We start from the raw sequence: 14059 nt of genomic DNA, 5'->3' as shown, positions 1-14059 counted from the left end.
CAACTCTATCCTTAAAATATTTCTTTAAATAAATTTGAAGATTTACTTATATTATAACAACCTTTTATTTTAAATAAAAATTATAATATTAAGCCTATTAATATTCTATATAAAAACCATGTATAAGTATAGATTTTATTCTACACTTTTACATGGTTTTATTTTCATTATTTAAAATTACTATGATTCTTACTTAAATTCTCATTTACTTCCTCTAAATAATTATGCTTACTTACTATATTTTCTTCAAATTGCTGTACAGCACCTTTGGTATAATTACCAACCTTAGACATATTCATCATTGAGCTACTATCTTTTTTATTCATTCTTTTGCCTCCTTATAATACTTTTTTATTAGTATTACACTTTCAAAGCATAAGAATTCTATTTTTGACTATTTAATTTTTCTAACCACCTCAAAGATTCTTCATAATCTACCTCTACGCCTATACCTTCATTATATGCTATAGATAAATTCTCAATAGCTACTTTGCTTCCGGCTTCTGCAGCTTTCTTATACCAATATATCCCTTTTACTGCATCTGCCTTTACACCATTACCAGAAAAATAATGAGAACCCAAATCGTTTTGTGCCACTACTACTCCTAATTTCGCAGCTTTCTCACAAAATTTAAATGATAGATTTAAATTTCTTTGCACACCTAGTCCCCAATAAAAACATCTCGATAAGTATAAATATCCAAATTTATCTTCTAATTCAGTAGCTATATAATACCACTTTACCGCTTTATCATAATTGTATTCGAACTTACCTCCTTTAAAACCATAATACTTTCCTATTGTTACGTATTCCGCTGAACTATTTAAGCTTAAATTTTTAAAGGCTTCCTTCAAATCAATTACATAATTAATAGCTTCCTTATCACTTTTATAATTATTTTCATATGCATTAATATCTTTTAGCAGCTCATTACTTAGTATTCTCAGTATATGGGTATCAAGTTTTTTTAATATACTTACGCGATTTTGTTGGAAATATTCTCTACATTCTTTAAATTCTAAATTTTCTTTGCAGACCGTATTGTACTTTTGTTCACAATTTTTTAATATAGACTTTAATAATATACCCGCATTGCTAGAATCAACTAAAAAAAAATCACTTATATCATTGTCTTTTGATTTAATAATAGAAATTAGAATAGACGTTTCTGCTAAATTTAAATATCCTGTATTTTTTATTTTGTATACTTTATCTTCTAAGGTAAGTAATTCATTGGAAGGTTCCAAAAAAAATTTATCATATAGTGTTTCTATAATTAATTTAGTTATTGTATATAAATCTTTTAAAATATCTTTATAATTATTTTCCAAATACCACGGAATTTCATTAATATTTTTTAATATTTTAAACCATATCCTGCATATATTATCCCCTATACTCATATTCTCCTCCATATAAACTAAACTTCACATATTCTAGATTAAATTATACATCATTGTAAATTAATAGTAAATACAAGATTTTACAACTTCTCTCTTATTCTCTCTATTTATGTGTTATTTCTTATATATATACTTTGCAATATTAAATCTACATCATAGTAACTTATTAGATATTAAGTTTTTTTATCCTATAAAATATGAATGTAATTTATTTAATGCAATATATATTAACTTTTTTTATAAGACTAAATTACATTATTTCACTAACTGTGATTTTTATATAATCTTAAAATTTAATTATGGAATTAATTATAGGCTAAAAGATAATAATATTATATATTGTTAGAAAATTTATATGACTACTTATGAAATTTTTAAATACTAAAGATGTATTGGAGGCATTTATAATGAAAAAAAAAGTTATTTTATTATTGTTATGTTCTTTAGGTATAACTGGATTTAGTTATACTCTTAATTATGATAATCATCTATCAAAAGAAATACCTACCTTTTCAAAGGTGGAAAAAAAATCACCTGAAAAAATTGAGGAACAACAGAAAGAAACTCCAAACTCTTCTGAGGAATCTAAAGTTGAGCAATTTGATTTATCTACTTTGGATAAAAAAGAATATTCTTGGTATTTTGCACCTAATACTCCTCCAGAAGCTGAACCTTATAAAGAAAAATATGACTTATATTATGAAGGTGATAACACTAAAAAAGAAATTTATATTACCTTTGACTGTGGCTATGAAAATGGTATAACTCCTAAAATTTTAGATGTTTTGAAAGAAAATAATGTTAATGCAGCATTTTTTATAACTTCTGACTATCTTAAAACTTCAAGTGATCTTGTAAAAAGAATGGTGGATGAAGGGCATGTTGTTGGAAATCATACAAATAAACATCCTTCTATGGCTGAAAAAGCTGCCCAAGGAAGAGAACCTGCTTATAAAGAAATTCAAGAGCTTGAAAGAAAATATGAAGAAGCCTTAGGAAAACCTATGGAAAAATTCTTTAGACCTCCTATGGGTAAATTTAGTGAAGCTTCTCTAGCACTTACCAAAGAATTAGGATATAAATCTATTTTCTGGAGCAATGCTTATAAGGACTATGATGTTAATGCTCAGCCTGCACCCGAACCTTCTAAAGCCTTAATTAAAAAAAGAATGAAGGATGGAGGTATTTTATTACTTCATGCAGTTTCCAAAACTAACTCTGAAATATTAGACGATCTTATTAAGGAATGGAAAGCTGATGGTTATGAAATAAAATCCTTAAGAGATTTGCCAGACTATAATTAACTATTCCACTATTTACTTATTATATTAATTTAATTAATGAAAATACTATTACTATACTAACTATGAAAGGTGGTAAAGTAAATGGCTAAAAAAGGAATGAAAAGATATTATGAAAAACATAGTAAAGAGGCAATAGTTCCAGAGATTAACGGTAAAGCTAAAACAGGTAATGAAAAAGCTAGTGTAACTTTTTATTATACTGATGATAAAACCGGTGATCATTATACAGAACAAAAGAAAATTTATTAATTTTTCTAGCTTTTCTTAAATATTAGCATTTAACTTCATTAAGTCTCTATGTTTAATTTCCCCTCTACAGAAATTTATTTATAACATAGAATTTAAACTACTCAAAATATAACATAGTAAGTATTAAAGGAAGTCATAAAGTTTATGCTTTATGATTTCCTTATTTTAATTATGTAACCTTTGTTACATATTAAATTTATAAAATTTAATATAATATTTTTATAATACTTTTATATTTTAGGAGGTTTAAATAATGAGTTGCAATTGTAATAATTTAGATAAAAACGGTAAGAATATAGTAGATTTAGTAAGAGGGAAAGGGAAAGCAGAATTTCTACTTAAAACTCCTCATGAAATTCAGTGTTCTTGCAATAAGACCTTTTTAATGACTACTTGTGTAGATAAATGTCCTCATTGTGGCATGGTATATGGGGTTACTCCTTGTAGTTCATCAAATAAAGAAAATATTCTTGCAGCAGATATTAATTATTAATAAAAAAACTACGGAATTCTCCGTAGTTTTTTACATTACTCTCAAACATAAATACGTTATAATAAAGGAACATGTCATTCCTAAAATTCCACCAAATAAAACATCTGAAGGATAATGAACATTCAAATATAGTCTTGAAAAAGTAATTAACACAGCTAATATAGTTATATATATACTAAGACTACTTTCATATGCAATAAATACTCCAGCTACAGCGAAAGATGATGCTGTATGCCCCGATGGGAAAGAATAGGTTATAGGCTTTCTTATAAGCAATGCATTATCTTTTATATTATTAGTAAAAGGCCTTTTTCTTTTAACTAAGTTCTTTATAACCCCTTCACCCATAATAGTAGTAAACATCAAAGTTAGTATTATAACTACGCCCATTTCTCTATATTTTTGCTTTGTCATTAAAACAACAGCTAAAACAATCCATATAAAACCCATATCCCCAAAAACCGTTATAAATGGCATCATTTTATCCAAAAAATTGTTTTTAAAATGAGCGTTTATAAAATTTAATATCTTCATATCAATTTTTTTTAAAAAATCTATCATATATGTTCTTCCCCTCAATAGTAAAAAATACTTTGTTATTCGGTTATACATATCATTTTAAAGATTTGTTAACTTATTTTCAAGGAATATTTCATTTATTATGTTTTACAATAAATAAAAATTTCTAATTAAAATATGTAATGTAATATTCTTATGCTCTTTTAGGTATCTTAAATTCTATTTGTTTTTCTATTTCTTTTAATGTACTTGTATCCTTAGGATCTACAAACAAACATGTGTATCCCATTTCTCCAGCTCTTCCTGTTCTACCTATACGATGAATATATGTTTCAGCATTTTCAGGAATGTCATAGTTATATATATGAGTTACTCCGTTTACATCTAAGCCTCTAGCTGCAACGTCAGTTGCAATTAAGTATTGTATATCAGCTTTTCTAAAAGACTTCATAATTCTTTCACGTTTAGATTGTTGTAAATCTCCATGAAGTTTTTCACAATTATATCCTCTTTTATGTAGAACTTCTTCTAAATTATCTACTCTTCTTTTAGTTCTACAAAATATAATGGCCATAAATGGATTATCTTCATCCATCACCTTACATAATGCATCTTGTTTTTCTCTATCTATAGTCTCTACAATTTCTTGATTTATATTTTCAAGAGTTATTTTTTCTTTTTCTATTTTAACTATTTCCGGATCATTCATATATCTATAAGCTAATTTTTTTACATCTGAACTCATAGTAGCCGAAAAACATAAGGTCTGACGCTTCTTTGAAGTTTCCCTTATAATTTCTTCTACTTCTTTTTTAAATCCCATAAGTATCATTTGATCTGCTTCATCTAAAACTAAAGTTTTTAATTGCTTTAAATCTATAGTTTTTCTTTTAATATGATCTAAAAGTCTTCCTGGTGTCGCTATTATTAAATTAACATTTCTTTTTAATTTATTTAATTGTGATCCAATATCCTTTCCACCATAAGCAGCTAGTATATTAACATTCTTAGCTTCTTGTAATTTTTTAGCTTCTTCAGTAATTTGAATTGCTAATTCTCTCGTAGGAGTAAGTATTAAAACTTGTATCCCCTCTCTATTTAAAGAGATATTTTCAAATATAGGCAGTAAAAATCCAAGAGTTTTACCTGTACCTGTTTGTGCTTCTGCTATAACATCAGAGCCGCCTTTTATCTTTCCTATTACCTTTTCTTGAATCTCTGTAGGTTTAGTAATACCATGTTTTTTCAGAGTTTTTATAATATCTTCATTTATTCCAAGTTCTTTAAAATTCATAAATTAGTTACCCTTCACTTTCAATACTTTTTCTTCAGCTCTACTTAAATTAATTGAATCTATTCTTTAGTAAAGCACTTTTATTACAATCAATTAATCATATCACATTGTAGCCTTAATAAAAAGTATTCTATCTAAATACTAAGGAATCATTGCTTTATTTAAGATTTATTTTCTTATATTTTAAAGTACAGTTTTATAAAAATCTATATAAATAGGCTGTTGTATAGAGATATATAATTTACAAGATACTATTCTTTAATAGAGTTAAATTAGTATATTGTTATTAATCTTCTTTATACAACAGCCTTTAAGTGGCTTTAAATGTATTTTAAAGCATCATTTATTCAAAAAGAGAATTTCCAAAAACTATGTAATAACTTTGAGGATATTGACAAACTGGACATACTACTGGTGCAGATTTTCCTTCATATACAAAGCCACAGTGTGTACACATCCATTGTATATCTTCAGCTTTTTTAAATAATGTTCCATTTTCAAGTTCATTAGCAAAAGATAGGAACCTATTACCATGAACCTTTTCAATAGAAGCTATTTTTTCAAAAGTAGCTGCTATATCTGGAAAACCTTCTTCTTTAGCAACATTAGCAAAATTTTTATATACATCATCATGTTCTTCCATTTCATTATGATGAGCAGCTTTTAATAACTCCAAAGTTGTTGTATATGTATCTAATGGATATGCCCCACATATTTCTATGTTTTCTCCAGCAAATTCTTTTAACTTATCATAAAATACCTTAGCATGTGCTCTTTCTTGATCTGCAGTATATTTAAACACCTCTTGCACTATAAATAACTTTTCATTTTTAGCTACTTCTGATGCTATGTAATATCTATTTCTTGCTTGACTTTCTCCTGCAAAAGCTCTCATTAAATTTTCTTTAGTCTTACTATCTTTTAAATTCATTATTTTTCCTCCTCTATATCCTTTAATTATTTCTTGAAATTAGTATAATAAATAAAAAACTATGTAGTAATAATATTAATTAAGCTTTAATTACTTCTAGTACTTTTTCGTAATTAGGTTCTTTAGTTATTTCCTCACAATATTCAACATAGGTAACTTTATTGCTTTCATCTACAACGAAAACAGCTCTAGCTAATAACCCCAGTTCCTTAATATAAGTACCGTAATTCATACCAAAACTTCTATCTTTGTAATCAGATAAAGTTTTTACGGATTCAATTCCTGCATTTCCGCACCATCTGCTTTGTGCAAAGGGTAAATCCATTGATACTACATATATTGTAGTGTTAGGAAAGCTTGCAGCTTCTTTATTAAATCTTCTTACCTCCATATCACATACTTCTGTATCAATAGATGGTACACTTACAAAAACTCTTTTACCTTTTGTATCACTTAATTTAACATCATTTAAAGCATTATCTTTAAGAATAAATTCTGGTGCCATATCTCCTACTTTTATATTTTTACCTTCTAAAGTAACAGGATTGCCATTAAATTTAACAGTCATTTTTCTTCCTCCTCTACTTAACTTTTAGTTATAAGTTCCATTAATTCATTCTCTTTTATCTTTCCTTTAGGAATTTATTTTATACTCTTCATTTTATTTTTTTTCTTAAAACTCTTAAAAATTCATTTAAGTTTTTGCTTTTTATCATTAAGCAAATTAGGAAATTATGTATTCAAAAAATTTCAATGCATATTTAAAATATGTATTTTGCAATTTAAAGCTACATCATCCTAATTTATTTCATATTAAATTTTTTTATCCTATAAAATATAAATTAAGATTATTTAATGCAAGATATATATTTATGAGATTAATTACGGTAATTTCATAATTCTTATTTCAACCATATGTTTACTATTAAAAACATTTCTTATTAATCTTGTTTACCATAATATATTTTAATTAATAACGTAAAAAGAAAGCTGTCACATAAAGATTTATATTGATTTGAAATTTACCCTAATCACAATATCTTATAAATCTTATTCTTAATGCAACAGCTTTTTAAAACTTATGCTAAACCTATAAGTCTAGCTACACTAGCAATTATAAAACATATAACTATTCCACATATAGTAGGAACTAAAAATGATACAAGTGTCCATTTAAAACTTTGAGTTTCTTTCTTTATAGTTAAGCAGGTTGTACTACATGGCCAATGCATAAGTGAGAAAACCATTGTACATAAAGCTGTAAGCCATGTCCAACCGTGGTCTAGTAATAAGGTTTTTAACTTAACTAAATTATCGAATTCAATTAAACTTCCACTTGCCATGTAACTCATAATAATTATAGGTAATACTATTTCATTAGCAGGGAAACCTAAAATAAATGCCATTAAAATATATCCGTCTAATCCAATTAAATGTGCAAAGGGTTGTAAGAACTTAGCACAGTGATCTAATATACTTAAATTTCCCATTTTTATATTTGCCATAATCCAAATAACTATTCCCGCTGGAATGGCTACTGAAACTGCTCTTCCTAATACAAATAAGGTTCTATCAAAAATAGATCTTACAATAACCGAACCTATTTTAGGTTTACGATAAGGTGGTAATTCTAAAGTAAAAGAAGATGGAACTCCTTTTAAAATAGTTTTAGATAATATTTTAGATACAAGCAAAGTCATAATTATTCCTAATACTATTACTCCCAGTAACATTAAAGTAGAAATAACTGATTTAAATGGTCCCATGACTACACCAGCAAAAAACATAGTAATAATAGCTATTAAAGTTGGAAATCTTCCGTTACATGGAACAAAGTTATTTGTTATAATAGCTATCAATCTTTCTCTTGGTGAATCAATAATTCTACATCCAATTATACCTGCAGCATTACACCCAAAACCCATGCACATTGTAAGGGCTTGTTTACCGCAGGCACAGGATTTTTTAAAGAAGTTATCCATGTTGAAGGCTACTCTTGGTAAGTATCCCAAATCCTCAAGTATTGTAAATAAGGGGAAGAAAATTGCCATAGGTGGCAACATAACTGCAACTACCCAAGCTAAAGTTCTATACATTCCAGTTACAAGTAAACTGTACATCCATTCTGGTGCATTTATATAATTAAAAAATATGGCAAACTTATCTTCTAAAGAAAATAATAACTCTGCTAGCATTTGTGACGGATAATTTGCTCCTACAATAGTAATCCAAAATACAACACCTAAAAGCAATAACATTATAGGAATACCTAAAGCTTTGGATGTTAATATCTTATCTATTTTAATATCTAAATTATTGTAATTTTTATTTTTCTTATTTATAACCTTTTCACTTATATTCTCGCCTATACGTACAATAGTGGAAACAAGTTTATCCCTAAGTTCATCTTGCTTAAAATTATTTTCTTTTAAAAACTCTTTTGCTTCTTTTAAGCTATTATCTATATCACCATTTTTCATTAAGTCAATTTCTAAATATTTATCTATTGAATCAATTAACTTTACATCTCCCTCTAGGAGTTTTAATGCTACCCATCTACTTTTTAATTTACCCTTCAATAAAGGAGTGATAGAATTTTCTACTTTACTTATTGCCTTTTCTATTTTATCCTCATATTTTATCTTAATAGGATTAGTACTTATTTTATTTTCTGTTACATTGTATACTATATCCATTAAATCCTTTAACCCTTTACCTTCTCTTGCACTTGTTCCAACAACAGGAACTCCAAGTTCAGAGGCTAATTTATCTAAGTTTATATATATTTTTTTCTTCTTAGCTTCATCTAAAAGATTTACACAAACCACTACTTTATTTGTTATTTCAATTGTCTGAAGCACTAAATTTAAGTTTCTTTCAAGACAAGTAGCATCAACCACCACTACAGTAATATCAGGATCGCCAAAACATATAAAATCCCTTGCTACTTCTTCCTCTGCTGAATTTGCCATTAAGGAGTAAGTGCCTGGTATATCTACAATAACAAAGTTTTTATCCTTATGTTTATAATTTCCTTGTGCATTAGTTATAGTTTTTCCTGGCCAATTTCCTGTATGTTGATTAAGTCCTGTAAGTCCATTAAATACAGTACTTTTTCCTACATTAGGATTTCCAGCTAAAGCTACTACCTTATCCTCTTTACCTTCCTTTACTATTTTAAAATTGTCTCCTAAAATGTCTTTTCCCATAGATTTTTTCGTTAAACCCATTTATCATTCACTCCTTTCATTTAAGTTGCCTTCTTTATTGTGAAATAAAATCTAAAGTTATAAGTATATTTAATAATCACTATCTTATTAGAGTTAATGTACTTACAACATAAATCTAACTAGAACTAACTAATTACAACTCAAATAATCCTTGAAAATTGATATTTATAAAAAGAGGATAATTTACTTTATTTTCAATTTTCTACTTACCCTCTTTTTATATGAATTTTGCTTTTATACTAACTAGGAAGTTATTTAACACATAGTACTATTAACTTTCTTCCATAGCAAAACTTATATTTCAAAATAATTTTATCTTTAATATATATTAGTTTAATTCTACTAGAATTTTTTCTGCTTCTTCAGAACGGATTGCTATAACAGCTCCCCTAACATAATAAGCAGTTGGATCTCCTGATGGGCTTTTATAAAGCGCTTCAATAACAGTATCGTCTATTAACCCTAAATCTAGCATTCTTCTTCTAAGCATTCCATCACACTGTAAGCTTTTTATTTTTCCTACTTTTCCTAAGCTTAAACTGCTTAATGATGTCAAATTATCATACATAAAACAACACCTCAGTTCATATAAATTTATATTAGTCTAGGGAAAATTTCTTTCCCTAGACTAATATATGTGAAATAAATTTACTTTGTTACTAATATAATGTTATTATTAAGATTTTATTGGAGGATAAAAATATGGATAACTCTCAAATATTTTGTACCTTTAGAGGGTATGAATTAATGGACTCTAAAAATAAAGTTATTACCTCTTCTATGGAAGATTATTTAGAAATGATATATAGAGTTACTAAGAATAATGAATATTTAAAAGTTGGAGAACTTGCAAAACTACTTCATGTAAAGCCCTCTTCCTCTACAAAAATGGTAGAAAAATTAATTAATCTTGGACTTATTAATTCTAAAAAATATGGTCTTGTATCCTTAAGTGAAGAAGGCACACGCATAGGAGAATTTTTACTTAATCGACATAACATAATAGAAGAGTTTTTAAATATTATAAGTCCTAATGAAAATACCTTAGTTGAAACAGAATTAATTGAACATCATCTTTCAAAAAACACCATAGATTCTATAAAGATTTTTAATGAATTTATAAATATAAATCCTAAAATATATAATGATTTTATTAATTTTAAGAATAAGAAGCTTTTACCTCTAAATAATAAATAATTCTATTTAAGTTTCTCTTTGAAAATTAATAGTTATTATAAAGCTAAAAGGCTATGTTACTAAGAACTCTACAATAATCTAGTGTAGTAGTTATTCTTAATACTATAGCCTTTAAAAAATTTATGAACTTTTTTCTTTTATTAATGAAAAATCTTTGTAAACAAGCAGCTTAGCAAAATTATCCAATTCATGTAGGGATTCATAGGCTGCCTTAGATCCAGCTTCTTGTAGTAACCTTATATTTCTTTTAGAGGTATTATCAATTTCAAAAATACTTCTAGGATATTCTCTTAAATCCTTATCCACTCTCAAATAATAATAATTTTTATCCACTGACTCATATATAGTTCTTAATTGATAATCTACACTATCAGATACTCCAGACATATTCATATAGAATAAAGGAAAGGCCCAATTTATAAGTCCACTATTCTTATTAATTCTGAAATTTTTATTATAGGACCCTGTTCCTATAGATAAGACTATCATCTTATCCGCATTTAAGTTGTATCTTAATTTAGTTGCTTCAACATAAGCACACATAGAAGGATTATTAGCAAATACTCCTCCATCTATCATAGTATAATAAGTTCCTGATATTGATTTAATATAAGCAGGCTCAAAATATGCTGGTGCTGCTGATGTTGCTCTTATTACATCTCTTAAGTAAAAATCCTTTTCTTTATCTGCAAAAGCATCAGCTTTATTAAAAAATATCGTTGAATTATTATTAATATCGTAAGAAGTAATTAAACAGGGTTTTAAAATTTCACTTAATTTTATATCCCCCACTAGTTCTTTACATTTGTCCTCTAAGTTCTTACATCCATATTTACTACCAAACAATCCAAAAGCACTTGCTACAGTATGTTTTATAGATTTGTGAAAAATATTTTCTCCATCTTCTATATAAAATTTAGCAATTTCTTCTGCTGACATTTTAGCCCTCTTAGGATTTTTTTTATCTGGACATAAATATAAAGCTGTAAGTATTCCCCCAGTGCTAGTTCCTGCTATAAAATCAAAATATTCTCCTATTCTAGCGTCACTTCTTCCACTATATTTTTGTATAAGTTTTTCTAAGGTAACGAGGATTGTAGCTGGAATTACTCCTCTTATTCCCCCTCCATCAATAGAAAGTATTCTTATTAACTCCATAAACTTTACTCCTATATTACTGTTTATAATATAGTATTATATTTTTCTAAAGTAAGTTCTTTAAAATAAAAAAATCTCATTAACAAATCTTTAAAAGACTTATTAATGAGATTTCCATATATTACATTTAATAAATTTTATTTTTTCTTAGTATATACTTTGTAATATTAAATCTACATCATCATAATTTATTACATATTAAATTTTTTTATCCTATAAAATATGAATGAAGCTTATTTAATGCAATATATATATTAATTAAAATTAGTTTAGTCCTTATTTTTAATAGTATACAGTTTCTTAAACTTCTCTTTCTCTATTTGCAATTTCTTTTGCTATTCTTTCAATGAATTCATTTAAAGCAATTGAACCTTCGTCACCATTCTTACGGCTTCTTACTGCAACTTCCTTGTTTTCTGCTTCCTTTTCTCCTACAACTAAGATGTAAGGTACTCTTTCATTACGAGCTTCTCTTATTTTATAACCAATCTTCTCTGCTCTGTAGTCCGCTTCAACTTTGATGTTATGTGCTCTAAGTTCTTTATAAACTTCATCAGCATAATCATGGTACTTTTCTGATATTGGTAGAAGCTTAACCTGTACTGGTGCAAGCCAAGTTGGGAATGCTCCTGCATACTTTTCAATAAGCATAGCTAAAGTTCTTTCATAACATCCAATAGAAGTTCTATGAATTACATATGGATATTTTTCTTCCCCATTTTTATCAGTATAAGTCATTCCAAATCTCTCAGCTAATGAGAAGTCTATTTGTACAGTAATTATAGTATCTTCTTTACCATGTACATTTTTAAACTGAAGGTCTAACTTAGGACCATAGAATGCAGCTTCACCTATAGCCTCTGTATATTCAATACCTAAGTGTTCTAGTATCTCTCTCATCTTATCTTGAGTTGCATACCATTCTTCTGGTCTATCAATGTATTTTTCTTTATTATTTTCATCCCATAAAGAGAATCTATAAGAAATATCTTCAGCTATTCCTAAAGTGTTCATCATGTAATCAATTAAATCGACTACACCCTTGAATTCTTCTTCTAATTGCTCTGGAGTACATACCAAGTGTCCTTCTGATATTGTAAACTGTCTTACACGAATTAACCCATGCATTTCTCCTGAAGATTCATTTCTAAATAAAGTAGAAGTTTCACCGTATCTTATTGGTAAATCTCTATAACTTTTCTTGTCAGCTTTATAAACCATGAATTGGAATGGGCAAGTCATTGGACGAAGTGCGAAAACTTCATCAGATTGCTCCTCATCTCCAAGTATAAACATACCATCTTTATAATGATCCCAGTGACCTGAAATTCTATATAAATCACTCTTAGCCATTAAAGGAGTTTTTGTTAATTGGTATCCTCTATTTTCTTCTTCGTCTTCTACAAATCTTTGAAGAGTTTGAACCACTCTAGCTCCCTTAGGCATTAATAATGGAAGTCCTTGACCTATACATTCACTTGTTGTGAAAAGTTTTAGTTCTCTTCCTAACTTATTATGATCACGCTTTTTAGCTTCTTCTACAGCTTCTAAGTATGTATCTAAATCAGATTTTTTAGTAAATGCTGTACCATAGATACGAGTTAACATTTTGTTTTTCTCATTTCCTCTCCAGTAAGCACCTGCTAATTTAGTTAATTTAAAGGCCTTTACAGTTTTAGTTGATAATAAATGTGGTCCAGCACAAAGATCAACAAAATCACCTTGCTTATAAAAACTAATAACTTCATCCTTATCTAAATCTTCAATAAGCTCAATCTTATAAGGCTCATCTTTCTCTTGCATAAATTTGATAGCTTCTTCTCTAGGTAATATGAAACTTTCAATCTTTAAATCTTCCTTAACTATTTTCTTCATTTCAGCTTCTATTTTTTCTAAATCACTATTAGAAAAACCGCCTTCTATATCAAAATCATAGTAGAATCCATTTTCTATTGCAGGTCCTATAGCAAGTTTAGCTTCTGGGAATAATCTTTTTACTGCCTGTGCTAAAATATGTGATGCAGTATGTCTAAAAGCTTTCTTTCCTTCTTCGTTATCAAAAGTTAATATGCTAAGTTCAGAGTCCTCTTTAACTATATGTCTAAGGTCTACAACTTCATTATTTACAATTGCAGCAGTAGCAACTCTAGCAAGTCCTTCTGAAATACTTTTTGCAATATCTAAAACACTAATTTCATTTTCAAATTCTTTAATTGATCCATCTTTTAATGTTATTTTAATCATTTGAAAAACTCCTTTCACAATTTTATTTATAAATAT

14 protein-coding genes are annotated in these 14059 nt (G+C 27.4%); 4 read left to right on the top strand and 10 right to left on the bottom strand.

Features of this window, described 5'->3' with window-relative positions; translation table 11 throughout:
- Positions 1–167: 167 nt before the first annotated feature.
- Positions 168–326, bottom strand: coding sequence for a hypothetical protein (locus BUA48_RS15465; protein ID WP_178138929.1), 159 nt, complete (start codon positions 324–326; stop codon positions 168–170).
- A 58-nt stretch (positions 327–384) separates the two neighbouring features.
- Entirely contained in the window at positions 385–1404 is a 1020-nt protein-coding gene (locus BUA48_RS01050) for a tetratricopeptide repeat protein (RefSeq protein WP_072829197.1), read from the bottom strand.
- Between the two features lie 407 nt (positions 1405–1811).
- On the opposite strand from BUA48_RS01050, the gene BUA48_RS01045 reads away from it, so the two are divergent.
- The 3 genes from BUA48_RS01045 (at position 1812) to BUA48_RS01040 (ending at position 3450) form a co-directional block, all read left to right on the top strand.
- The gene (locus BUA48_RS01045) at positions 1812–2708 is read left to right on the top strand and encodes a polysaccharide deacetylase family protein (protein ID WP_072829195.1); all 897 of its coding nucleotides are present in this window, start codon (positions 1812–1814) and stop codon (positions 2706–2708) included.
- Positions 2709–2789: 81 nt separating this feature from the next.
- Positions 2790–2957, top strand: coding sequence for a hypothetical protein (locus BUA48_RS15460; RefSeq protein ID WP_178138928.1), 168 nt, complete (start codon positions 2790–2792; stop codon positions 2955–2957).
- A 253-nt stretch (positions 2958–3210) separates the two neighbouring features.
- Positions 3211–3450 carry a hypothetical protein gene (locus BUA48_RS01040; RefSeq protein WP_072829194.1) on the top strand — a complete coding sequence of 80 codons (240 nt, stop codon included), beginning with the start codon at positions 3211–3213 and terminating at the stop codon, positions 3448–3450.
- Positions 3451–3480: 30 nt separating this feature from the next.
- On the opposite strand, the gene BUA48_RS01035 is transcribed toward BUA48_RS01040, so the two are convergent.
- From BUA48_RS01035 to BUA48_RS01010, 6 genes are all read right to left on the bottom strand, one after another.
- Entirely contained in the window at positions 3481–4011 is a 531-nt protein-coding gene (locus BUA48_RS01035) for a phosphatase PAP2 family protein (RefSeq protein WP_072829193.1), read from the bottom strand.
- Positions 4012–4162: 151 nt separating this feature from the next.
- Entirely contained in the window at positions 4163–5263 is a 1101-nt protein-coding gene (locus tag BUA48_RS01030) for a DEAD/DEAH box helicase (protein WP_072829191.1), read from the bottom strand.
- A 343-nt stretch (positions 5264–5606) separates the two neighbouring features.
- Positions 5607–6194, bottom strand: coding sequence for a rubrerythrin (gene rbr, locus BUA48_RS01025; protein WP_072829189.1), 588 nt, complete (start codon positions 6192–6194; stop codon positions 5607–5609).
- A gap of 79 nt (positions 6195–6273) precedes the next feature.
- A complete protein-coding gene (tpx, locus tag BUA48_RS01020) occupies positions 6274–6762 on the bottom strand; it encodes a thiol peroxidase (RefSeq protein WP_072829187.1) in 489 nt (162 codons plus the stop codon).
- Between the two features lie 511 nt (positions 6763–7273).
- Positions 7274–9424, bottom strand: coding sequence for a ferrous iron transport protein B (gene feoB / locus BUA48_RS01015; protein WP_072829185.1), 2151 nt, complete (start codon positions 9422–9424; stop codon positions 7274–7276).
- Positions 9425–9752: 328 nt separating this feature from the next.
- Positions 9753–9992 (bottom strand): FeoA family protein, encoded by a 240-nt coding sequence (locus BUA48_RS01010; protein ID WP_072829184.1) that lies wholly within the window; start codon positions 9990–9992, stop codon positions 9753–9755.
- A 134-nt stretch (positions 9993–10126) separates the two neighbouring features.
- On the opposite strand from BUA48_RS01010, the gene BUA48_RS01005 reads away from it, so the two are divergent.
- Complete coding sequence (locus BUA48_RS01005; protein WP_072829182.1) at positions 10127–10621, top strand: metal-dependent transcriptional regulator; 495 nt, start codon at positions 10127–10129, stop codon at positions 10619–10621.
- Between the two features lie 120 nt (positions 10622–10741).
- Here BUA48_RS01005 and BUA48_RS01000 read toward each other — a convergent pair whose 3' ends face one another.
- Together BUA48_RS01000 and thrS are read right to left on the bottom strand one after the other, a co-directional pair.
- A complete protein-coding gene (locus BUA48_RS01000) occupies positions 10742–11779 on the bottom strand; it encodes a patatin-like phospholipase family protein (protein WP_072829180.1) in 1038 nt (345 codons plus the stop codon).
- A 300-nt stretch (positions 11780–12079) separates the two neighbouring features.
- Entirely contained in the window at positions 12080–14023 is a 1944-nt protein-coding gene (gene thrS / locus BUA48_RS00995; protein WP_072829178.1) for a threonine--tRNA ligase, read from the bottom strand.
- Positions 14024–14059 lie beyond the last annotated feature (36 nt).

It is taken from the genome of Clostridium collagenovorans DSM 3089 (assembly GCF_900130005.1).
Classification (GTDB): domain Bacteria; phylum Bacillota; class Clostridia; order Clostridiales; family Clostridiaceae; genus Clostridium_D; species Clostridium_D collagenovorans.
Note: the sequence above shows the minus strand (reverse complement) of the source record. Positions and strands in the feature narration are given on the sequence as shown.